We start from the raw sequence: 23,730 nt of genomic DNA, 5'->3' as shown, positions 1-23,730 counted from the left end.
AGCTTATTAACTCAATGTAACGGACAAGAAAAGAAAGGGAAATCAATAAACATGCAATCGCAAATAGAACAGTTTAATAAACAAAAGAATAGATTGGAGTTTAAAGAAGAAAAATTATTTTATAATGACAAGCATGTGAAATTAGACCAAAGCATGGCATATTATGAAGCAGTTTTCGGTAAGGATTATTCAGTAAATATTAATGATATAGTAGTTTATAATAATTTACCAATCTCTATGAATAAAGGAATTGACGACCAAGTAGATAATATTCGTATTCAATTATACTATTACGACCAAAAAATGTTAATGCATAAATCGGACAACGAAACTTGGGGGTTTCCACCTAAAATTTTAGATAACGAGTACATACTTATTGATGTTGTGCCATTAAATAAAGATACAGATATTAACGTTTTTAATGATATGCTTATTAATAGTAACAAACAATCATTTAAACAAAAGTTTAAAGGTGTAGATGCAGTTTCTAGACAATATCTAAATGAGAATGATATGTTTTCAATAACTATTTCAATTTCTAAAGGAGAGCTAACTCCACTTGATTATATATTGTACAGCGATGGTTCAACAACATCCGAATAAAAACTGCGTAGAACAACATATATAAAAAATAGCGCGAGTTGTTGCTAACACAATGGTTCGTGCATTTTTGAGAAGTCGCCAAATTTTTAAATTTAACGATTTCCAATAAAAAAAGAGAAATAGTAAAATTTAAAAATATGGCTTGTTCTAAATCCGAAAAGTTATCACTTATTTTCAGCGCTACTTTTCATATATAAGACCGTTAGCTTTAGTGCTGGAGCAAGTTTGCGCAAATGAAAAAAGCCTAGTTTAATTATCGATTTTTTTTTTTGAATTTTAAGCAAGTAAAAACTAAGCTGCCGATTTTTGAAAAACACACTAAACTCTTACTCTACCTTAACTTAAATTTCTCCTGATCTTTTAGCTTGCTTGCGGAATCGAAACTGAATTGAAAACTCGGAATTTCACTCAATCCGAGTTAAGCCTGTTACGGAATTGTTCACTCGCCATCTGAATTAAAAATATTGCGGAATTTGAGCAAGTTTGCGGAATAAAAACGCGATCTAAAAAAAAGTAATCTGAACAAAATATCCAGTGGATAAAAAGCACTAAAACTCAACACCGTGTAAAAAATAGTGCTTATTTTAGTTTAATCGTTTGGGCGTTGCTCTTTTACTAACTTCTGATTTTCCTGTGGAAAATCCTCGCATACAAAGCCGCTACCAACCATATACAAAAACGTAAGGTTTAATTATGAAAAAAATACTCTACATACTTTTTATCACCATTCTATTTGGCTGTGATTCGGACATCAAGAAAAACGTCAATTATTTATGGGATAATGGAAATTATCAAGTATTTCCTGCTGATGAGTTAATTGGAAGTGGAAATATTAGTGCAATTGATAGTTTAAAAGAAAAACTAAGAAAATTAAGTCCTAAAGAGTTTAGCCTTGATGTGTACCCTTTTCAATTCGGACCTGAGTATAACTTAAAAAATGAACCTATTGCTAATGTACATGAGGTTAATAATTTCTGGCCATTAGGCTTCTTAACCGATTTTTCATCTATCGAGAAACTATCAATTCGAAGTGTTTGCAGTTATACTTTTAAAATAAACTCAAATAATAATATAAGGCATTTAAAATTATCGAGTCATAGTTGTGGAAGATTATACGCAGACGAACCCATTCACTTTAACAAATTAAAAAAACTAGAATCACTTCACTTTAATAATTATATCTTTAGATTAGGGGAGTTAAAGGGGGTTAGTAATATTAATAACTTAGAGTCCTTGACACTAACTGATTGCGAATTAGATATAAAAGCCTTATTAGGTTTAAAGAATCAATTAAGATATTTAAATCTAACTGATTCGAAAATCGTTAATTGGCATTTACTTTCGGAATTTAAACAATTGGAAGTACTATATATTTCGAACATAGAAAATGTTGTACTACGAAAAAAGGAGAACATTAAATTTCTTAGTGGACTTAAAAAATTACGAGAGCTATCGGTAAAAAGGAATTCTATAAATAGTTTAAAATACATTAAAAACCTCAATAATTTAGAGAAAATATACATTCAAAACACAGAAATAAAAGATATTCCGATTGAATTAAAGAAGAAGAAAGATTTGAAAATAATTAGGTAACCAACCCTAATAAAGTATATAAATAGCATCCTGGATAATAAAGCATATAAGCATCGTAACCCGAATGAAATTTGGGCGTAACTTGGAAAGTTAAAGCATCGTAATTGGTTACCTGAAATATAATAGAGGAAACATTTTTAAAACAAACAAAACTATTTACAATATTGTATGAAAAAAAATATTGTTTTGTGCTTTACCAATGTTAGTTGCTTTGCTTACTAACTTCTGCTTTTTCTTAGGAAAATCCTCGCATATAAACACGCGACAAACCATATACAACAACGTTAGAGACAATTTTAAAAAAAAACACGAAGAGATTTTAAAATAGACAAATCAGGAATAATTTTTGAAGTTGTGGTTTAATCAAAATAAATAATCGCAAACTAAAACCTTACGAAACAAATGAGAAATTCTAAAATTGTAATTACTATAATCACGTTGTTCTTATGTTTCAAAGGAATAGCTCAATTTAATCAAAATGATGAAAAGCAAATAGTAATCGGAAAAGTTGATAGTTTATATTCTGAAATTCTACAAGAACAAAGAGAAATTTGGATACATATACCTGAGGACTTTAATAGCACTAAAAAATATCCAGTTATTTATGTATTGGACGCATCTCAACAATTTTATGTTATTACAGGAATGCAAAAGCAACTAACGCCTTTCAAAATTCCTCAATCCATAATAGTTGGTATTACAAATACAGATAGAACCAGAGATTTCACACATACCAACGTTCCTTTTCAACGTGGACACGAATCGGAAACTTCTGGAGGTGCCAGTAATTTTTTAAAATTCATAAATCAAGAATTAAAACCGTATATCAACAATAAATACCCAACCGAAAACAACAATACCATTATTGGTCATTCTACAGGAGGTCTTTTTGTACTTTATTCATACTTATTTCACGAAAATTCTTTTGATAATTATTTGGCAATTGACCCAAGCCTTTGGTGGGACAAAGAAAATCTAGTTAAAGAAACTCAAGAACAACTAAATAAAGGAAATCGAAAAGAAAAATCATTATATATAGCTGTGGCTAATAGTATTGGCAAAGCAATGGACACGGTTAAAGTTAGAAGAGACAAAACAGTTCTTACTGAACAGATTAGAGCCAATTTAAAGTTTCACGACCTATTAGTGAAAAATAATAAAGAGATTAATTTTAAATGGGAATTCTTTGAGAATGAAGACCACGGAAGCATTGTTGTTCCAGCCCAGTATAATGGATTGCGGTCTATTTTCTCTTGGTTTCCATTCCCGGAAATGTGGCGTTTTAACACACCAAAAGAGTATTCTGCCAAAGAATTAACAGAGCCTTTTAAAACCCACTATAAAAAATTGAGCATTCAAATGAAACGTGAAGTAAAACCTGAATGGGAATTACTAAATCAAGTTGGGTTCTTTATGTTAGATGGACATAATCTTCCTGAAAAAGCTTTAGCATATTTAGAACTGAATGCTGATTTCTATCCTAATGAATCAAAAAGTTTTGTTGCTTTAGGGAATTACTTTTTATCTCAAAAAAACAAATCAGAAGCAATTAATAACTATAAAAAAGCAGTTGGAATAGACGGAAATCAAGAAGCTCAAGCTAAACTAAAGCAATTGGAATAGTAATAAAAACTGCCTCTAACAAAGTACTGTGGTAAAAAACTAATGAAAACCCATTAATTTTTCACTAGAAACCTGTTTTGACCCCTATAAAATAAGAGTATTCTTTTAAATTAATTGTACATATTATACATTTCGCTAATGTGTTTTTTAATTTTTTCTCTAAACCATAGTGGTTCTAACACCTCAACCATATTTCCTAGTTTTAAGATTTGTATTTCGAATTCGTAATTAGGTTTTAAAAGGTAGGTTGCGTGGCCCCAGTCATTTGCTTTTCCATCAATGCAAATTTGAGATTTGTGTATAGGTAAACTGCGTAAATATTTAAGCTGGTTGTTATGGGCTTTAAGTATAATTTTTTCAGGGTAATTGTTTTTGGATTCGGTATAATTTAAACCAACTACCTCATCGTATTGTTTAAGCTGCTTTTTAAAATTTTCAATTTTCAGAGACTTTGTGTTTTTAATTTCTATTTGTGATAGTCTATCTATTCCGAAATTTTTGATTTCACTCTCACCATCTACAACAGCAATTAAATACCATCGGTTGGCATATTCCTTTAGGCACAATGGAGAAACAGTGTATGTTTTTTTTGTACCACCATAGTAATTTTCTTTTTGAAAAGATATTTTATGTTTTGTAGAAATTGCTTGAATAAGTTTTTTGAAATGTTGTACGCCTGTAAATCCTGAACTATCTTCTGGAAGCACCCACTTTTGAAAAGACTTATAATCTTTAATGCCGTTTTGATAAATCTCTGCCATTGCTGCGAATTGGGCAAATTTGAAAAATTGGTTTAAAGACTCTTCATTATCATCTAGTATATAGCCACGAGATTTATGGTTATAGGTTATTGTTATTCCGAAATCTGATTCTAAAATGTTTTTGTCCCGCTCGAAAGTACGCTCGGCAACCTCTAAATCGTAGTCGTGGCGTAGTCGTTCTAAAAGCTGTTTTTTTGATATGTTTGGATGGAATTTAATTAGTTGTGCCACACAATTTAATCGTTTGAGTACTTTATAGTCGGACATAGTAGGTGTTTTCTTCAAAAATAATATAACAGTTGTATTAAACAAGCTGTTTGATGTCTTATTAGAATGTGTACAAAATTTTTTTATAGTCCGACATGATATGGCGGTCTTAGTTATTGTCTTTGCAAAGTATTCTAATAATAACTTAAATAATACTATAGCTATGAAAAACGCTTATTTACTACAAAACGAATTTATAAACTGGTTAGATTCTCAACTCGAACCGCTAAGCTTTAAGCAAGTTTTTTATGATTATCAAATAAAAAAACTTAATGAAATACTTGGTGTATATACACTAGAATCCAGTTTTTTGGAAGTATTAGAAATTGAAGTTATGTGTAATAACAATCAAGGAGTGGAAGACTTAGTACAGATAGCTTTAGAGAAAATTGATAAAAATAGTTTGCAGAAGGATTTAGGTATGTCTATTAAACCGTTAGAAGCCTTGCAAATAGGGTTGCTAAAATATAGGTTGTTTTTACATGATTTTATTGCTAGTAGGAATAAGAACATTAAAAAAGCACAAAACAGTTCTAATTTCTTTTCTGAAACTAAACAGGTAAGTTTAGAATCCATTTTTAAAGGGAATACCGGTTATTTTATACCGATTTATCATGATGTGTTTATTTATGATAAGCTTGAAGTGGATTCTTTATGGCAATTGTTTTTAAAATCGAATACGGAAAAAGGTGTTACTTCAGTACCTACAACTGTGAATTATGATTTAGGAAACATATTGGTTAAAAAGCGGGAAGACAATCAATTGGAGGTTGTTGACGGCGGACAAACTTTAATCTTGCTTTTTATTTTAAAGCATGTACTGAATGCGTTTTTACTTGGCACCAACGATCCGGTAACTGAAGAAACTGAAAACAGAAATCTGTCTTCCCTTATTACTTTTGGTTCGTGCTTAAATGATCAGAAGTTGTTTCCTGTTTTGATCAATAACGGGATAGATAAAAAGGCAACTTCAGCCAACGAAATAAGTAAAGGAATATTTTATAGCTGTGAAGAGCCTGGTTTAAATATGGGGTATGCTTTTTTACAAGCTACTTTTCGTTTTGTGCAATTAGTACAAGAGTCCCAAATTGCGCAATCGGAAGTTTATATTGTAGATATGGATGTTTTTGTTGATAATGTATTGAAAAACAATGGTGTAAAAATAAAGTGTTTAAGTGATGAAAATAGTGAGAAAACTTATTTAAATCATACTAATATTTTAATTGAGAATATTAGGGAGTGGTTGTAGGAAATGAGTTGATGATAAGAATTAAAGCAGACGAATGAATTATAACAGATGTACTATAAAAACAAATAAATAGATGAACACAAGTATACATTATGTAGTAAAAACCAAATATTGGCGTAGAGAAGTTCCGAATGTTCATGATGAATATTCGGACGCTCTACCGACTAAAGAAGATATTGCAGAATCAAGTACTGTATTTAGAAATGCTTCTCCCATTTTAGCTAGAGCTGCTGCTTTTAGCCATTATTTTAGCATTCTAGAGGTTTTGCATGACGGAATAGGTAAGGAGCAAACTACAGATGCCCAAGCGCGCATAGATTTGCAGGTTTATCTTGATTCTGGTAATGCAGTAGAATTAGGGGGGAAGGGCGCCACATTTAAATCATCTCCAGATTTAGATAAAGGGATTTCGTTATATATGGTAATCGACAATTCTTCTGACGAGTCTGTAGAAATGTATTTAATTCATGGTATTCGTTATCTAGAGTATTTAGATCGTTTTGATGCAGAAATTCAGGAGTCTCTTGAAGGTCTTAGAAAAGAATATAGTTACTATGAGGAACATGGAATTGAGATAGGGAATAAGTATATTGAAGAATTGGATTTGAATGCAATTGGAGGCGATAAAGTATCTATTATACGAACGCCTTTTGATTGGGAGCAATTAGTACTGGATTATGAGGGCCTTGATTTGTTCGCTGAATGGTAATTGTTTTTTTTTAGATTAATTAGAAGACGTATGCTCTCTTTTGAATTAAGAGGATATATCAAAGGCTAGAAGGTTAAACATGGATCGCATGCGGGAACGGACACGGTTTTCGTAGTTCTTTTTTAATTCGGTTGTCTTCTTAAGTGACCAAATAGTGGCAGTTCAAAACTTAAAGAGCTTCTATTTAAGTCAACTAAAATTTTGTTGAACTGACTAGTCTAAAAATAAGAAAGCCCTTAAAAAAAAAAGGCTTACTTAAGGTGGTTTTTATGTGATAGTGCTACGGTTACCGGTTTTTAATTCAATTTTTTTAGAAGCTCTTTTTTTCTCCTTTCAAATTCTTCGGCACTAATAATTTCAAGTTCTAATTTTTCTTTTTTTAAAAGTTCTAAAATTTCGTTTTCAGAAAGACCAACATTAATTTCTTTACTCGTTATTGCTTTTTCAATGTCAATCGAAAAAAACTTTCCATCTTCATTGCGAATTTGAATATAGGGTAGAAATCCTTTTCGTTTAGTTCCTGCAACACTTATAGCAATAATTTTACAATTTCCATCCAGTAAGTGGTTTTCAGTTACTGACATTGGAAGATACCCTAAACCTTGATGTATATATATGTTTTTGAATGTAAGGTCTGAAGGCTTTCCGATTTTGATGTTATCATCAATCTTAAAAACTATCGAATCTTTCGATATGTAAGATTTGTAGTCACTTCTTTTGAAACTTTTATCAAATTCAGATTGATAGGTCAAATTTTGTCCAAGGCAAACTGATGAGATAAGTGTAAATATAATTAATAGTTTATTCATTTCTTTTAAATTAATAACGACGTTTTATTTATCAGTAGTAAGGGAATAAAAACACTGAGTTTTCGGTCTACTACTTAGCTAAATCAAAGATTTGGCGGACTTGGTAAAAGTCACAAACTTTCAAATTTAACACCAACCCCTCCTTATTATTTATGCATTTTGTTGTATGTGGTTTTTATTTATTCGGAGTGTAAATAGTATTACCTTGCCAATCTTTTGAATATGTTCCTTGAGTATTTCCGTAATTGTCTTTTTCTACGGTATTACCTTGCCAATTTTTCGAATAAGTAGATTGCGTGTTTCCATAATTGTCTTTTTTGACAGTATTACCTTGCCAATCTTTTGAGTAAGTAGATTGAGTATTTCCATAATTATCTTTTTTTACGGTATTACCTTGCCAGTCTTTTGAGTAAGTAGATTGAGTGTTTCCATAATTATCTTTTTTTACGGTATTACCTTGCCAATCTTTTGAGTATGTAGATTGAATGTTTCCATATTGATCCTTAGCTACAGTATTACCTTGCCAATCTTTTGAATAAGTAGTAGTTTGAGAATAACCATGACTCGAAATGAGTACTGCAGCTAATAAAATAAATGTTTTTTTCATAATAATAAAATATAATGTTTGCTTACTCTTAATCGGTTTTCAGCTTATCCCGTTTTACTTTTTAAATTACATTTAACTTAGTTATATCAATATAAAACCAATACATTTATCTCTCTACTGGCTGTATATCTGTTGGTGTTTTTATTAAAAAGGTTATTGCTATTGCGTATTGAACGTATGAAGAATACAGTAAACACGTTTAATTAATAGCGCACACAATATAGAAATTACTTATTCTGAATTATTGTAAAAATTCGTAAATACTCAACCTAGTTATTTATATAGCAACACCGTCGTAGCTAACCTGATTAAGGATATGTGGTGTGTCACTATTCACTTTGGGGCTAAAGAGATCCCTGCTAACTGTAAACGTCTGGAGTTCATTTTCTGGATAGTTGACTTCTATAAGTGCTTTAAGGTCTTTTTTATTTAATTCAGGATTTAACCAAGCACCTTCCAAATCTTGTGGTAATAGTAAGGGTTGTCGTCTTTTCTTATTGTGAATTTTCGCAAATAGGGGAGATGCAGTTTTGGTTAATATGGTAAAAGTGATAATGCCGTCAATTAACGTGTAAAGGCCTGCTAAAGATAAAACGTCATTATCTTTTCGTTTTATATGAATAGGATATTTCTTGGATTGATACTCGTGGGGTTCGAAAAAACCGGTGACAGGTATCAGACAGCGATTGGTAAGAGATGACTGTTTGTAAATAAAGTGATCGAAAAGTTTTTCTGATTGCGCATTGAGTCCGCCACCAAAACGCATAGCATCTTTGTAATAAGCGTTTATTTGGGAGCTTTTTTTAGTTTTGGGGATAATGCCCCATAATCCTGGTGCGATTACAGTGGGAGCTTCTTGTGGGATTACCAGCAGGCTGGGATGTGCAAATCCATTTATATGATATCTGGGGGTGTCTAATTTTTCCCGTACTTCGGGGGTCGCTAGTTTTACCTGATAACGTTTTTCGAGTTTATTGACTGTTTTTATTTGAGCTGTATGAAAGCACATTACGGTAGTGTTAAAACTTAAAGATACTAAAAAAGCTATAACATTAAAAAGATCACCAGCTATTGTATTTTAATTTTAAAAACACACAATAGGTTATAAATGAAAAAAACCTTGTAAATATAGTATTTACAAGGTTTTGCGGAGAATGAGGAACTAACCATATTATTGTTACGTGTTGTTTATCAAGTAGTTAAGTGTTTGTTTTTTTTATAGGTAACCGAATAGGTAACCGAATCATTTTATTCTAAATGTATCTATTTACCATATCTTCCTCTATGCCAGCGTATTCAGAAAACTCTTTAACTGTTAGAACCTGATGGTCCTTTTTGTCCAAATGTATTTTTATTTTTTTAAATAATAGGCGACTAGAGCGCTCACTTCTTCCGGTAATGCGCATAATATCTTTTGGGTAAATACATAGTCTTTTGATGCTGCTCATACTTTATCCATACTTTATCTATACGTGATATTGCTATCACCGATAGGTTTAAATTGGCAAAAAAGGCACTTTTCGGCAAAAGCGGAAAGCGATTTTGGGATTGCTTATTAAAGATACGGAGTTTTGATAAAACTAAAAAACTTTGAATCATGGCTAGACAAGTAGGTATTATCAAATTAAAAGGAACTCTGGATGACATTTCCTTTTACAAGTCAAGTGACGGACATTTGGCTAGGACGAAAGGAGGTATAGATGCAAATCGTATTGCGAATGATCCTGCCTTTCAAAGAACACGTGAAAACGGTTCTGAATTCGGACGCGCTGGTAAAGCCGGTAAGCTAATCCGGAATTCGATTCGTGTGTTACTACAAAACGCAAAGGATAAACGTGTGGTTAGCAGATTGACAAAAGATCTGGTGGCTATTACTAAAACGGACCTTGTGAACCCTAGAGGTGAGCGTACAGTTGAAGATGGGAATTTAAGCGATCTGTTAGGGTTTGAATTCAACCTCAACGGGAAACTAGGTTCCACCTTATTTGCCCCTTTTAGTGTGGCTTTCGATCGTGCTACAGGAAGTGCCGATGTTACACTTGCTGCTTTCAGTCCGACGGTTCGGATTGCAGCTCCTTCAGGAACCACTCATTTTAATATTGTAATGGGCGCTGCAGAAGAGGATTTTGTAAATGACACGTTTGTTTTTGAAACAGCGAGCTCAGGGATTCTTCCTTACTCGGCTCCAGATACGGCACCGATTGCAATGAACGTTGCACTTACTGCTAACTCGGTGTTACCAGTTATTGAAGTGGTGGGCATTGAGTTCTTTCAGGAAGTCAATGGGCAAATGTATCCGTTGAAAAATGGTGCATTCAACGCGCTTTCTGTGGCACTGATAGACACGTTGTAAGATGGAACTATTACTCCAACGACAGTATTTTAAAGAGGGTACAAATAGTGCCCTCTTTGTCAATGGGCATTTTATCTGTTTTATGATTGAATTGCCTTGGCTAAATAATAAACGCCAAGTTTCCTGTATTCCGGAAGGTGTTTATGAATTGAAACCTCGCTTTTCTGATCGGTTTGGGGACCATTTACATGTTTTAGATGTGAGTCAGAGAAATTTGATATTGATTCACCCGGCGAACAACGCTTCTAAAGAATTGGAAGGTTGTTTGGCACCGGTAAGTCAGTTATCAGGGGTAGGAGTGGGCTGGTCTTCGCGATTGGCCATGCAGAAGATACTTTCACTTTGTCATCAAGCTTTTGAGCGCAAAGAATTTATTTCATTAACCATAAACCATTAAATCTTAAGATTATGAATTTAATTGAACGTTATAAAAAACCGACACCGAAGTTTTTCAAACTATTACGAAATATCGGTATTGCTCTTGCCACGGCAGGAGGGGCTATTATTGCTGCGCCGATAAGTGTTCCAGCAATTGTAATTACTATTGCCACTTACATGACGGTTGCCGGAACTGTTGCAACTGCTGTTAGTGCAGCGGTTACAGAAGATGAACATAAGGTTGCTCCAGGTAAGAGGAACTTTTAGAAAACCGATAGAACAAGATGTCTCAGAGTGTATCCCATATCAGATTTTCAATATTAGGAGGTACGGCGTCTTCAGTTTGGATAAATCTTTCTTCGGAAGATCTCATTAAAACTGCTATTATGGCTGGCTTTGGTGCTATTGTGAGTTACCTTGTTTCTCTACTAGTAAAACGGATACATAAACGATTTAAACGTCGGCGGGATAATAATTAATCAGATACTAAGAGCTTCATATTGGAGCTCTTTTTTTATTTTCAATAGTTACTCGATTTAAAAGGCTTTTGCAAAAAGTAGAGTATTTGTATACAAACATCCATAGCCGGTTTCTGTTTCATAAGTATTACTATTATAAAAGGAGCCAAAGGCCTTTCCATTATTTTTTCAGAAAATAAAAAAAGAAAACGATGGACTTGTTGGCGCGGGGAGGCTGTCAAGCTTTTTGTGAAAAATGGTGCTTCACAGATTTAATTTACTGAAAAAAACTTGGCCGCGGGCACTATTTTTTTTCAAAACCGTAAGGCTTGAGCTTTATAGCGTAATGTGGTGGCTGGAGGAAGCCTACTACATTTGTGATCTTTTTTATATTTTAAATTCTACCCAAAGTGGATAATGGTCTGAGATAATCCAGGATAAACTGTTGTTGGTTAGCATACGGTTTTTTAAAGCGATGTTTACAAAATCGTAATTACCACCATTTATAAATTCCATTGATAATTTAGGACCATTATCTTCACTATTGAACCAAGCTATTTGATCGTAATATTTTGTTTTATTGAAAATAGAACGGGTCACCTTTTCATTTTGTAATTGAGGTGGTACGTATAGTCCTTCTGATAGAAATGTTTCAGATAATAAATCTCCTCGTTCCTCGATATTGAAATCACCTAAAGCTATAAAGTCTTGATGGTATGCATTTATATTACCAGCCCAATCTCTAAGCCATTTCGCAATTCCTCTTAGTTCTGGAATACGTGTTTTTTTATTTTTTCCATAGAGTATGTGTAGTGTAACTAATATGAATGTATGCTTACCTGATTTAAAACTGACAGCATAAGGTGATCTCACAAATTGTTTTGAAAGCGCATTATCGTTAATTGAATCTTCCCATTCTTCTGGAACCACTAGCTCTCCTGCCAAACCTGAAAGTTGTACACGACGGGTATCGAATAAATAAGCCATGCGCTCACCATTACCTACTTTTCCTTTATTTACATCGGTTAATATTAGTGACCAATTTGAACCTAACACTTTTAAAGTATCTCTTAAAGCACGTATATTATCTTTAACTTCTTGAATAGCTATGACATCAAACCGTTTTATTATTTCTGCAATACATAGTATGGCATGTAAATCTCTTTTAGGAGAATCGTCATCATTGGAATTCCATTTTCGTGTTAGATTACCAAAGGCCCTTATATTCCAAGTTGCAATTAGAAGATTTTTATCTAATTGTTTAGATGGTAATTTAATATCTAAATCGTCTTTTAAAAGTTGAAGGTTTTTTATTACTTCTGCTGGTGGCTGTTCTAGTATTGAAATCATCCTTTAATATAATATTATTTGGACGTATTTACAATTGTTTGATATGCAGGTAATCTAAAAGGCGCGAGCCGACTGCGAGATGAACGAGGGTGTTGTGAGTGATAGCGTGAGGTACGAGCGCTCTCGCGACAATGTTTTACACTAGGTGGCGCTTTTTTTGATGGTTTTTTGTGTTGATCGTGTTTAATTTTTAGGTAAGTGCTGGGTGTGAGAGGCGTGTCTGACGATTGGAAGGTACAGATGGAATACCCAGCTCTTACTCACAATGGACGGAAGCGGTACTTTTTTTTGTACTGCTGGAGGACCTACTTAGGACTTGCCTGTTTGCTTTTATAGTTTTCAAAAAACGTGACACCGTTTAAGCCCGAAGTGACCCGCAGGCTCGCATAACATGAAATAGCGGTTTTACCCCAAACAATTCACATTGCGCTTTTAGCGCTTTCCATATTGGGGTTTGGGGTAAAAAAGTAGCTATGGGTGAGGCAGGCATGTAATGTGTGAAATAGTGCAAATACATACAGCCTCGAGGACGTGTCGCCGCAGGGGTTGTATGTGTGTTATATGCAAGCCCTGTAATGGTTTAATTTCAATTGTAGATTGTTCTCTGTTTTTTTGATATGCTAGAATATATGAGGGTGTAGCTTACAGATATGCACTATGGAACTAAATGGAGTGCCTGGCGAACACCTTATTACCTGCCGCTACAGTTTAATTTTATTTTGGAATTTTTATAGTTTCTAGAAGTTGGGCCGAATTTTCATGCTATTTTAAAATTTTTCCAATTGATCACATTGGTAATTAAAAAATATGTGTTTTAATATATATTATGTTGGATACCTGTAGTTTATAGGTGTTTGGGTTGGTGATCTCGGTAAGAAAATAGCCTGACGATTATTTCCAAAGGAGAACAGAATACCCTATTGCCCTGATAATAATACCCGAAAAAGTGTATATTAGATGCCATATAACACGTTGCCTACAATTTAAAAAAACAATAAATGAGTGAAAATAAAGGGCTAGATATTTTTGGAATAAAACCAGTTGCAAATGCAATTGACAAGACAGTTCAAAAATCATTAGAAGGAATAGAAGGTTTTTTACAACTAACTTGCAAACCTGCTTTGGGAGAAGTTGGACTTTTAATTCAAGACAAAGTAAGACATTGGAGGTTATGCAACGTAATAAGAATGTTGGAGAAAGCTCAAGGGAAATTAGATTTTAATAATGATACATTTCAGTTGAAATCGCACCCTAGAGTTGGACTTTCAATAATAGAAAACAGCTCATTAATTGACAACGAAGAAGTACAAGATATGTGGGCAGGATTATTTGCCTCTTCCTGCACAGAATCTGGTACAGATGATGAAAATTTAATTTTCATTGACTTGCTAAAACAATTGACAACAGCCCAAGCCCAAATATTAAAATATGGTGTTGAAAATAGCAGGAAAATTATTTATCCAAACGGTTTAGTTATTGCAGAAGAGCTAAAAATACATTGCGATGATATATTTAAGTTAACAGGATTGAATAATTATCATAGGGTTGACAGAGAATTGGACTATTTGCGAGCACTTGGTTTAATTAGTAGTTATTCAGGAGGTTTTGACCCTGATTCAGCTGATTTGGTAGCTGACATTCACCCAACATACCTTTCTTTAAGTCTTTATGTAAAAAGTCAAGGCTCAAAATTGGACCCTGACGAATTTTGGAAACAAGAATTGATTACTAAAGAACAGTTAGATAAGGAAGAAGAAGAAAAAGCAAAGCAAGAGGCTGAAAGAAGAAAAAAAGAAAATAAAAAACTGTAGGCAACAATGGCTATAAATAATTGCTTCTACTCGCCTACTTCTGAAAATCCTAGTGGATTTTCAGCTTGGTGTTTATTTGCAAAGTTAAGTGCTAACCCACGCAACTACTCATAGCCGAGACCGTTGGCATTCATTGAGTAGAACCGTTAAAAATGACAATTATTAGTAATTTAAAACAAAACGTTTGACTTTTAGCTCGTTTACGGAATCGGAAACTGAACTGACAAGCAAACCCAAAATTAAATACGGAATTTAGCAAGTTGCGGAATTGCTCACTCAATCGAAATTGAAAAAGTTTGCGGAATAAAACGCTGAACGAATTTACTCAAACGCTGAAAATCGGAAAATGAAATTAATTAAAACAAAAAGCACAATATTAAAATGGATTTAAAACCTGGAAAATTTATTCTCTTTTTTGGAATTTTTAGTCTTTCAATTTCTTTTGTGCTGGTTTATGTTATGTTTTTTGTCCTTAAAGAAAAAGATAATGGCGGACTTTTGAGTGTCATTTTAATGTTTATTGGCTTTTTCTCTATCGGACTTTATCTTACACTACATTATTATAAATATAGGATAATAATTAACGAAAAATCAATGATTGTTAAGAACGAGTTTGGTTCAAAAAAAGAAATCTATTGGAATCAAATTGAAAAAGTGAATTATAATAAAAACTTTAATATGATTATAATTTATGCAAACAAAAAGAAAAAATGGATAAGCCCAATCTATTCACACATAATTGACTTTATTCCGTCTGATAAATATTCTAAAAATCTAAAACAACTGATAAAATAAAACAACGAAATGCCAACACCGTATAAAAATAATTGCGGTTTATCGCTTAACCAAAGTTAGTTTTGTGTTTGCTACGTCTGATTTTCCTGCGGAAAATCCTCGCACGCAAACCCGCAACTATTCTTATACATAAACGTTACCTGCAAGCTGAAAAACTATGACGCAAACTGAATTTAGAAAAATATTATCGGAAACAAAAAACACAAAATGGTTCAATTCAGTTGAAATCAACTTGAGGTATACTCATCTTAATTTGAGTTTTGATTTTAAAGGTTTCGGACATATACACCGATTTGTAAGTCAACAAATCAAAGGTTGGGAAAAATTATCTGAAAACTTACCAAATGAATTACTTGCATCAAAAAAGCATTTTGAATTTATAGAAAACCAACTAATAAGTTTTATAAATTCTTACGGAAGTCAAGAAAATGAGTCGAATTTAGACAGTCATTTTAGAAATCCAAAAAATCAAATTCAAAGCCATACAGGAATTCACTTCACTTATGATTGCCCAGAGACAGAATTTTTAATTGACGTCTATAAGAATCATACCCAATCATTTATTGGAGCATATACATATCTTACTGGAAATCTAAACCAAAACATAGCTGTTAAAGATAATTTTAATGGTTATTTATTAGCGTATGAGTTTACATTAAAAGACTCAACGTTAATTACTGAAAGAAGAAACAAAGAAAAATCATCTCTGTCTAAATTAAGAAATGATTTTCAAAATAGTCTACCAAAATTAGATAGTGAACTTGTCGAACACCTAAAAAACAGTACAGAGAAGTATGAGGAATTTGGTACTTCTTTAGATGAATTTAAAGAAGATAAAGAAAAAACATACTCTGATTGGTTTATAAATACGAAAGGAGAATTTGAAGAATTTAGCAACAAATCTGATGAACGATTAAAAGAACTCGAAGATACTTATAAAGAAAAGCTAAAGCTTGAAGAACCTGCTTTATACTGGTCAAAAAGAGGCGAAAAATTAAAGAAACAAGGTTGGATTGCTTTAGGAGTTTTAGTTGGACTTGTTCTAATTGTTGTTTTCTCTTTAGGCAAGTTGCTTTGGACAACACCAGAGCAAATTTATGAATCGTTCTTTAATGGAGATAAAAGTGCAGCAATTAGATGGTCAATAATCTATATCACCTTTATATCGTTTATGGCATTTGCAATAAGAGCGGTTACAAAAGTTATGTTCAGTTCTTTTCATTTGGCTCGTGATTGTGAGGAAAGACATACTTTGACTTATTTCTACCTATCGCTGTTAAAAGATTCTAAAGTAGAAAAAGAGGAAAAACAACTGATTATGCAAGCATTATTTAGTCGAGCCGAAACTGGGCTTTTAAAAGATGATTCGTCACCAACTATGCCGAATGATATTATTGGGAAATTTATGAGCAAATAAAAAGCCAGCAGGTAACACCGTGTATAATTCATTGCTTGGTTCTCGCCTACTTACGAAAATCCTCGCAGATTTTCTATTCGGTTTGTATTTGCTAAATTAGTTGCTGAAACGCGCAACGAAATCATACACAAGACCGTTGTGCGTCATTTCGCAACAGAAACCTTAAATAAGAAAAAGATTAAAACCACCATATGATTTTAAAAACTATTTTACCTGTAATTGTTGTTACACTTGTGATGGGTTTACTTTTAGCTGCATCAAAAAAGAAACCTAAAAAAGACGAAGTTGGAAATATTATTTTACAACTACCAAAACTATATCCTATAATCGGAATTTTAGTAATAATCGGAGGAATTGGATTATTAATATTTGCTTTCTTCTTTGCAAACGGAAATGACCAAATTTTAGCTATTATTTCTAGTTTAGTTGCTATGATTTTTGGATTGTTAATGTTTGCGAAAGGATATATTTCTCATATAAAAGTGACCGATTTAGGAATTACGGAAACAACACTGTTTGCAAAACAAAAAGAAATAAGGTGGAATGAAATTAGAGAAGTATCTTTTGGAAAAGTAAGTCTAGAAATGAAAATTGAAAGTTCTAATAAAAACATCAAAGCTCATATGCATTTAGTTGGATTTGATGAATTGGTTTCTAATTTAGAAGAGAAAACAGGAAAAACAAGAATTCAAATTGGAATACCTGAATAAAACAAAAACGAATGCACAATACCGTATAATAATAATAATAATAATAATAATATTAATTACGGTTTAGTGCTTAATCAAAGGTCGTTTCGTATTTGTAACGTCTGATTTTCCTGCGGAAAATCCTCGCATACAAAATCGCAACGTTTCTTACACAAAACCGTTGCAAGTAATATAATCCAAGAATAAACTATAATCAATATGAAGAAAATTATTTTTTTAACATTACTATTATTATCTATTACAGCTCAAGCTAAGGACTTTTACAATGCAAAAATAGTGATGACTGACGGAACTGAAAAAACTGGTTTTGCGCCACTTCCATCTAATGATGTGTTCCAAAAATCAATAAAGTTTAAAAGCTCAAAAAACATGAAATCTAACAAGATAAAAAGTAATGATATTTCAAGCATAACTTACACTTCTGAAAATGGAATAAAATATTTGTTTGAACGAAGAGCTATGATATACATTATGAAATCTTTTGATGAACAAAAGAATATTAAATATTGTGATAAAGCAAAGAAAACATGGATTTTAGCAACATCATACAGTGAAAATATAATTTCTTATTATTTAGCTCAAAAATATTATTTAGATAATAATGGAAAAATGATATCTAAATCTGTAGACAGAAGCGGAACTTGGGCAGACATTTTTTTGCTTGTAAGAAGACCAGACGAATCTTGCGCTTCTATGCTTGGACATATTGCTAATGGAGCTAAAATTATCGGGCAAGAAAAGAGATTTAGAAAAGTATCGTCCATATATTTTAAAGATAAACCTGAACTTGTAAAAAGAATCAATAAAAAGGAATTTAAAAGTAGTGAAACAGAGAAATTAATAAAAGCATATAATGATTATTTTTAAATACTCTTGCCACCGTGTAAAAAAAAAGTGCTTATTTTAGTTAAATCGTTTGGTCGTTGCTCTTTTGCTAGCTCTTGATTTTTCTGCGGAAAAACCTCGCACACAAAACCGCACTATTCTTACACATAAACGGCAACAAGCTAAAAAAACCGAATGGACAAAGAAAAACCGAGACTTGTAAGATTGACAGCAATCCTAACCCAATTACAATCGAAACGAATTGTAACTGCAAAGGATATTGCCGAAAAACACAACGTAAGTACAAGAACGGTTTATCGAGACATCCGAACACTTGAAAAATCGGGAATTCCTATTGTAACTGAAGAAGGAAAAGGCTATTCAATAATGGAAGGCTATAAAATTCCGCCTGTAATGTTTACCCAAGATGAGGCGAATGCACTAATAACGGCTGAACAATTGATTAACAAAAACAAAGACCAATCTTTGACCGAACAATATGAAAGTGCCGTAAACAAAATCAAATCTGTTTTAAAATACAACCAAAAAGAAAAAACGGAAATATTGACAAACAGAATTCAAGTTCGTAATAATCGTGAAAACGAAAAAACGAGTAATTATCTAATAAAACTTCAATCCACTATTTCAAATTATCAAGTGGTAAGAATGGATTATCTCTCATTACAAAATAAAAAAAGCCAAAGAGAAATAGAACCATTTGCACTTTATACCACACAAGAAAATTGGGTGCTTATTGCATTTTGCAAACAAAAAAACGATTTCAGAGCTTTTAGACTTGATTGCATTCAAAAATTACAAATCTTGGAAAAGAATTTTGAACCTCATAAAATAACCTTGCAACAATATCTCGAAAATTGTAACTCAAAATATAAAAACACCCTTGACACACCTTTGTCACAAGGTCAATCTAACTTTGCATTAAATCAAAAAATATAAAAAGATGCAAACAGTAAAAATTGAACCTTTTAAAATTATCGGAATTGCGATAAGAACAACAAATGAAAACGGACAAGCTTCTCAAGAAATTGCCGAATTGTGGCAACGATTTATGTCCGAAAACGTAAATTCTAAAATTCCGAACAAAATAGACAATTCCGTTTATTCATTATACACAGATTACGAGAGCGACCACACAAAACCTTACACAGCAATTCTTGGCTGTAAAGTTGAAAATTTAGATAATGTGCCTAATGGAATGGTCGGAAAATCATTTGATGGAGGAACATATTCTAAAACCAAAGCAAAAGGAGATTTAATGCAAGGTTTGGTAGTAAACCAATGGTCGAAAATATTTGAAATGGAACTTGACAGAACTTATGATGCCGACTTTGAGATTTTTGGAGAAACGGCTCAAAATCCAGCAAATGCAGAAGTCGATTTTTATGTAGGCATAAAAGGCTAACAAAATATGCAAATAAAAAAATTTGAAATAAAAACAGACCCAAGAGTAAATGAGGTTTTTGCAAATTATCCCGACTTTGTTCGGGATAAAATGCAGTTTTTGCGTGAATTGGTAATTGAAACAGCAGAAGAAACCAAAGGAATTACCAAATTAGAAGAAACTTTAAAATGGGGAGAACCAAGTTTTGTAACTAAAAACGGTAGTACATTACGAATGGATTGGAAAGCAAAAACACCTGACCAATACGCTATGTATTTTCAATGTACAAGTAGATTAGTAGATACATTTAGATTGGTTTTCGACCACAAATTTGAATACGAGGGAAAACGAGCAATTGTTTTTAAATTAAACCAAAAAGTTCCAGAGATGGAATTGAAAGCGTGTATAAAGGCTTCCTTGACTTATCACAACGTAAAGGAATTAATTACGTTAGGAATTTGATAAATTAAATACGAATGAAGAAAAGCCTGTTGCCAACACCGGTAACCGTTGCACAACGCTCTAAAAATTTATGATCGAAAGATATTTAAGCCCTTTTTAGGGCTTTTTTAATTTTCTTAAACTGTCATTTAATTATATTTTGGTTGGTGGAAATTGAAGATTATTAGGTTTTGGAGTCCATTTAATTTAGAAAATATAAGACCAAGTGCTTTTGCCTTGGTTTTTGACAGTTTCTGTGTAAACTTCAAGTACTTTTTAAGGTTGTATGCCATGGCAGCTAAATGCATAACTTTATTTGCTTGTTTTATCCTTATGGTATTTATTTTTCGTAAGCCCATAAATTGGGCGGAAGTTTCATGGTATTTTAAAATTTTTCCAATTGATACATTGGTAATTTAAAAAAAAATGTGTTTTAATATATTATGTTGGATGCTTGTGATTTATGGGTGTCTTGGTTGATGATCTGGGTAAGCAAATAGTATGACAATTATTTCTAAAGGGGAACAGAATACCCTATAGCCCTGATAATAATACCCAAAAAAGTGTATATTAGATGCCTTATAACACGTTATGCTTTATTAGAGAAACATTATGAAAATTAAAAACTTTACAGATTTAATTAAGGCACTCGAACCTTTAAAAAAGAATAATGATTTAATTTTCAGAGGTCAATCGAATGTCGATTGGGAAATTTTACCAAAATCTGGTAGAAACGGATTTTCGGAAAAATATACTAAAAAATTAGCTGAAAGACAGGTTTTTAACTCTTGGAAAAGGTACGCTAAATCACATCTCAGCAGGCATCCAGAAACGGATTGGGATTGGTTGGCAATTGCTCAACATCACGGTTTAGCTACTAGATTATTAGATTGGACTAAAAATCCATTAGTTAGCGCATTTTTTGCTTGTATTGAAAATAATGATAATGATGGCGTAATATATTACTATAAATTAACTGAGGTGTTGGAAATTAATGAAAGAACAGTAAGTCCTTTTGATTTTAAAGGGTTTAATATTTTCTTTCCAAGTGGTTTAGTTTCTAGAATAATAAATCAAAGAGGTTTATTCACCATTACTGACAAACCAACTGTTGGATTGGAAAAACAATTAAAGGGAGAACTAAAAAAAATTATTATTTCAAAAGAGGCTAAGCAAAGTATTATTATGTCACTTGATTTTTACGGAATAAATAAGATGAGTTTGTATAATGACATAGATAATTTATCTGAATATCTAAATGACTATGTTACTAATAACCATAGCAATAATCTGAATCAAATAATTACAGAAGAATAAAAAGACAAAGCATAACACCGTATAAAAATAATTCCGGTTTAGTGCTTAGTCAAAGGGCGTTGCGTGTTTGTAACGTCTGATTTTCCGCAGGAAAATCCTCGCATACAAAATCGCAACGTTCCTTACACAAAAACGTTGCCTATAATTATGAAAAACCTGCTTCCATTCATATTTTGTCTTTTGATTTTAGTTTCGTGCAAACAAAAGAGCGAATCTGAAAAAGTAAAAGCACTAACTTCTACGAGTGAATTAATAGAAGAGCCAATAATTGAAATATCCGAATCGGATTATTACGAATTCTTAAACGATGTTTTGGAAGACAAAACTATTATTCAAAGTAAAACATTAGAATATCCTGACTTAAAAAACAATTCGGACTATTGGAGAGAAATTTTAACGCCTCTAACCGAACAAAGTACTGACGAAAAAATGTCTAAAATTTTGACTAAATCTGACATCGATTATATTTTTACCCAATTTTCAACCGAAAAGAAACTAAAATTAGATTTTGACAAATTAAAACTTGACAATGTATCAGATGAAGTTCTTAAAAGTGTTTCTGACTATCTTCAAAGCGAGGATAGAACAAATAAAAAAAAATATGACTATTTCGGTATTTATAATTTAACGATTCCGTTCTTTTCGCAGAATAAAAAATATGCTTTTATGCAGATAAGTATATATTGTGGACAATTATGTGCATTCGATGGAATTGAGGTTTATGAATTTAAAAACGGAAAATGGAAAGTAAAAAGAACAATTGGATATTATACAATGAGTTAAATAGCTACAGGCAATAATGTATATAAAAAATTGCTAGTTTTACCTAAACCAAAGTTAGTTGCTCTTTTGCAAGCTTCTGATTTTTCTGCGGAAAATCCTCGCACACAAAACCGAACTATTCTTACACATAAACGTTGCCATTCATTGCGGAACGCACTCAAAATCAAAATTATTATGATGAAAAAAAGAACATTTGACTTAATTTTTATAATAATATCAACAGTAATATTGGTAGTATTATCTGAATACGGAATTTTAGAGAAATATGTAGCTTTTGCTATCGTTCCTATTTTGGTTGCTTATTTCTTAGGACAATATTCTGAACGTAGATTTAGAAAATAAGTAATAAGAACCTGAATTGATAATAAAATCGGACTGAATATGGAATTTAGCAAGTTGCGGAATTACTCACTCAAACGGAATTGAAAGTATTGCGGAATGAAAAGTCTCAACGGAATAAATCAAGCGGAATTTTTACTGGTTTGTTTTCCGTTTTTATTTTGAGTTTTAAGTTAGTTGAAAAGAAAAAACTACTACTTGCAACACCGTGTAAAAAACATTGCTTATTTTAGTTCAATCGTTTGGTCGTTGCTCTTTTGTTGGCTTCTGATTTTCTTGCTGAAAATCCTCGCATACAAAACCGCAACATTCCTTACACAAAACCGTTGCCCATAATTCAAAAAAAATCGAACAAATATGAAAAAGACACTTTTGATTGTAGTAATTTTTATAATCAATTTCCAACTACATAGTCAAGAATATATAACTGCTGACAATTTTAATTTTAAATTTATTAAAGCTAAAAAAGCTGTTGGTGGAAATTATGTCTATACTATAAAGACAACAAAGGATGTAAAGAAAGTACAAGTTAGGTATAAAATGAAATCTGTATCTGGAGAAAAAGACGATTTTGACCCAAATAAGTTTTATTTAGTCTCTGATGAATACAAAAAGAGAATTAGACCATTAGATGTTAGGCATAATTATGCTGCAGGATGGATATATATTGGATTTGGCCATTTAGTTAATTTCCAACCTAAAGATAAGAAATTAAAAGAATGGCTTTCATACAAACCTGAAGTCAAGAATACATTTAATGATTATAAAATTGAAGGTTATCAAGATGTTTGTCCTAACATTAATTTTGGAACTAAAAGAAAACCGAAAATGGCATCACCTTATTTAGACCATAAAGAATTGAAATCTTGTAAAGTCGACTTGTACTTTTCTTTACCGAAAGAATTAAAAAAATTCAGAATTTATTATGGAACTGAATTAATTTCTGATAATAAAATAAAATAAAACTATGGGCAACAAAGTACTGTGGTAAAAAACTAGTGGAAACTCATTAGTTTTTCGCTAGAAAGCTTCTAAATTTATTATAGGTGTTTTGGTGCTCTTGAAATAATGTAATACTAACTATTATTTTGATAATGCGAGGTGAATAGGGTGGAGTGGAAGTTGGGAAA

Annotated in this window: 26 protein-coding genes; 20 read left to right on the top strand and 6 right to left on the bottom strand. The window is 32.1% G+C overall.

Annotation, left to right across the window (positions count from 1 at the left end; all coding sequences use genetic code 11):
- From BLV64_RS14570 to BLV64_RS10490, 3 genes are all read left to right on the top strand, one after another.
- On the top strand, positions 1–603 hold a 603-nt coding region (locus BLV64_RS14570; RefSeq protein WP_177165321.1), incomplete at its 5' end, for a DUF7738 domain-containing protein.
- A 693-nt stretch (positions 604–1,296) separates the two neighbouring features.
- On the top strand, positions 1,297–2,196 hold the full coding sequence (locus tag BLV64_RS10495; RefSeq protein WP_092135026.1) for a leucine-rich repeat domain-containing protein: 900 nt from the start codon (positions 1,297–1,299) through the stop codon (positions 2,194–2,196).
- Between the two features lie 402 nt (positions 2,197–2,598).
- Entirely contained in the window at positions 2,599–3,819 is a 1,221-nt protein-coding gene (locus tag BLV64_RS10490) for an alpha/beta hydrolase (protein WP_092135024.1), read from the top strand.
- Between the two features lie 110 nt (positions 3,820–3,929).
- On the opposite strand, the gene BLV64_RS10485 is transcribed toward BLV64_RS10490, so the two are convergent.
- Positions 3,930–4,847: a helix-turn-helix transcriptional regulator gene (locus tag BLV64_RS10485; protein WP_092135021.1), complete on the bottom strand. Its 918-nt coding sequence runs from the start codon at positions 4,845–4,847 to the stop codon at positions 3,930–3,932.
- Positions 4,848–5,010: 163 nt separating this feature from the next.
- Between BLV64_RS10485 and BLV64_RS10480 the strand changes: the two genes are divergently transcribed.
- The gene (locus tag BLV64_RS10480) at positions 5,011–6,096 is read left to right on the top strand and encodes a hypothetical protein (protein ID WP_143034152.1); all 1,086 of its coding nucleotides are present in this window, start codon (positions 5,011–5,013) and stop codon (positions 6,094–6,096) included.
- 73 nt (positions 6,097–6,169) lie between these two features.
- Entirely contained in the window at positions 6,170–6,805 is a 636-nt protein-coding gene (locus BLV64_RS10475) for a hypothetical protein (protein ID WP_092135015.1), read from the top strand.
- A 296-nt stretch (positions 6,806–7,101) separates the two neighbouring features.
- Here the strand turns inward: BLV64_RS10475 and BLV64_RS10470 are convergent, their stop codons facing one another.
- The 4 genes from BLV64_RS10470 to BLV64_RS10455 form a co-directional block, all read right to left on the bottom strand.
- On the bottom strand, positions 7,102–7,614 hold the full coding sequence (locus tag BLV64_RS10470) for a hypothetical protein (RefSeq protein WP_092135013.1): 513 nt from the start codon (positions 7,612–7,614) through the stop codon (positions 7,102–7,104).
- Between the two features lie 175 nt (positions 7,615–7,789).
- On the bottom strand, positions 7,790–8,221 hold the full coding sequence (locus tag BLV64_RS10465) for a hypothetical protein (protein ID WP_092135010.1): 432 nt from the start codon (positions 8,219–8,221) through the stop codon (positions 7,790–7,792).
- 277 nt (positions 8,222–8,498) lie between these two features.
- Complete coding sequence (locus BLV64_RS10460) at positions 8,499–9,230, bottom strand: SOS response-associated peptidase (RefSeq protein ID WP_092135008.1); 732 nt, start codon at positions 9,228–9,230, stop codon at positions 8,499–8,501.
- 244 nt (positions 9,231–9,474) lie between these two features.
- Positions 9,475–9,669, bottom strand: a complete 195-nt coding sequence (locus tag BLV64_RS10455; RefSeq protein ID WP_092135005.1) for a hypothetical protein — start codon at positions 9,667–9,669, stop codon at positions 9,475–9,477.
- A gap of 149 nt (positions 9,670–9,818) precedes the next feature.
- Between BLV64_RS10455 and BLV64_RS10450 the strand changes: the two genes are divergently transcribed.
- Genes BLV64_RS10450 through BLV64_RS10440 form a run of 3 tightly spaced genes read left to right on the top strand, consistent with a single transcriptional unit; the run spans position 9,819 to position 11,219 of the window.
- A complete protein-coding gene (locus tag BLV64_RS10450) occupies positions 9,819–10,574 on the top strand; it encodes a hypothetical protein (RefSeq protein ID WP_092135003.1) in 756 nt (251 codons plus the stop codon).
- 1 nt (position 10,575) lies between these two features.
- Positions 10,576–10,971 (top strand): DUF5675 family protein, encoded by a 396-nt coding sequence (locus BLV64_RS10445; protein WP_092135000.1) that lies wholly within the window; start codon positions 10,576–10,578, stop codon positions 10,969–10,971.
- Between the two features lie 11 nt (positions 10,972–10,982).
- Positions 10,983–11,219 carry a hypothetical protein gene (locus BLV64_RS10440; RefSeq protein WP_092134998.1) on the top strand — a complete coding sequence of 79 codons (237 nt, stop codon included), beginning with the start codon at positions 10,983–10,985 and terminating at the stop codon, positions 11,217–11,219.
- Between the two features lie 578 nt (positions 11,220–11,797).
- On the opposite strand, the gene BLV64_RS10430 is transcribed toward BLV64_RS10440, so the two are convergent.
- A complete protein-coding gene (locus BLV64_RS10430) occupies positions 11,798–12,760 on the bottom strand; it encodes an endonuclease/exonuclease/phosphatase family protein (protein WP_092134994.1) in 963 nt (320 codons plus the stop codon).
- 998 nt (positions 12,761–13,758) lie between these two features.
- On the opposite strand from BLV64_RS10430, the gene BLV64_RS10425 reads away from it, so the two are divergent.
- From BLV64_RS10425 to BLV64_RS10365, 12 genes are all read left to right on the top strand, one after another.
- Complete coding sequence (locus BLV64_RS10425; protein WP_092134991.1) at positions 13,759–14,571, top strand: Abi-alpha family protein; 813 nt, start codon at positions 13,759–13,761, stop codon at positions 14,569–14,571.
- Between the two features lie 381 nt (positions 14,572–14,952).
- Positions 14,953–15,366 carry a hypothetical protein gene (locus BLV64_RS10420; protein ID WP_092134988.1) on the top strand — a complete coding sequence of 138 codons (414 nt, stop codon included), beginning with the start codon at positions 14,953–14,955 and terminating at the stop codon, positions 15,364–15,366.
- 157 nt (positions 15,367–15,523) lie between these two features.
- Positions 15,524–16,783, top strand: coding sequence for a DUF6161 domain-containing protein (locus BLV64_RS10415; protein WP_092134986.1), 1,260 nt, complete (start codon positions 15,524–15,526; stop codon positions 16,781–16,783).
- 191 nt (positions 16,784–16,974) lie between these two features.
- Positions 16,975–17,493 (top strand): hypothetical protein, encoded by a 519-nt coding sequence (locus BLV64_RS10410; protein WP_072350670.1) that lies wholly within the window; start codon positions 16,975–16,977, stop codon positions 17,491–17,493.
- 198 nt (positions 17,494–17,691) lie between these two features.
- Positions 17,692–18,360, top strand: coding sequence for a hypothetical protein (locus BLV64_RS10405; RefSeq protein WP_092134983.1), 669 nt, complete (start codon positions 17,692–17,694; stop codon positions 18,358–18,360).
- 153 nt (positions 18,361–18,513) lie between these two features.
- Positions 18,514–19,275 (top strand): helix-turn-helix transcriptional regulator, encoded by a 762-nt coding sequence (locus BLV64_RS10400; protein ID WP_092134981.1) that lies wholly within the window; start codon positions 18,514–18,516, stop codon positions 19,273–19,275.
- Between the two features lie 4 nt (positions 19,276–19,279).
- The gene (locus BLV64_RS10395) at positions 19,280–19,741 is read left to right on the top strand and encodes a GyrI-like domain-containing protein (RefSeq protein ID WP_092134978.1); all 462 of its coding nucleotides are present in this window, start codon (positions 19,280–19,282) and stop codon (positions 19,739–19,741) included.
- 6 nt (positions 19,742–19,747) lie between these two features.
- The gene (locus tag BLV64_RS10390) at positions 19,748–20,182 is read left to right on the top strand and encodes a DUF1801 domain-containing protein (RefSeq protein ID WP_245705901.1); all 435 of its coding nucleotides are present in this window, start codon (positions 19,748–19,750) and stop codon (positions 20,180–20,182) included.
- A 591-nt stretch (positions 20,183–20,773) separates the two neighbouring features.
- Positions 20,774–21,478: an FRG domain-containing protein gene (locus BLV64_RS10380; protein ID WP_092134976.1), complete on the top strand. Its 705-nt coding sequence runs from the start codon at positions 20,774–20,776 to the stop codon at positions 21,476–21,478.
- Positions 21,479–21,625: 147 nt separating this feature from the next.
- A complete protein-coding gene (locus tag BLV64_RS10375; protein ID WP_092134973.1) occupies positions 21,626–22,261 on the top strand; it encodes a hypothetical protein in 636 nt (211 codons plus the stop codon).
- 30 nt (positions 22,262–22,291) lie between these two features.
- On the top strand, positions 22,292–22,603 hold the full coding sequence (locus BLV64_RS10370) for a hypothetical protein (protein ID WP_092134970.1): 312 nt from the start codon (positions 22,292–22,294) through the stop codon (positions 22,601–22,603).
- Between the two features lie 354 nt (positions 22,604–22,957).
- Entirely contained in the window at positions 22,958–23,563 is a 606-nt protein-coding gene (locus tag BLV64_RS10365; protein WP_092134968.1) for a hypothetical protein, read from the top strand.
- Positions 23,564–23,730: the final 167 nt, after the last annotated feature.

The sequence above is a fragment of the Bizionia paragorgiae genome, from assembly GCF_900107625.1.
Taxonomy (GTDB): Bacteria; Bacteroidota; Bacteroidia; order Flavobacteriales; family Flavobacteriaceae; genus Bizionia; species Bizionia paragorgiae.
Note: the sequence above shows the minus strand (reverse complement) of the source record. Positions and strands in the feature narration are given on the sequence as shown.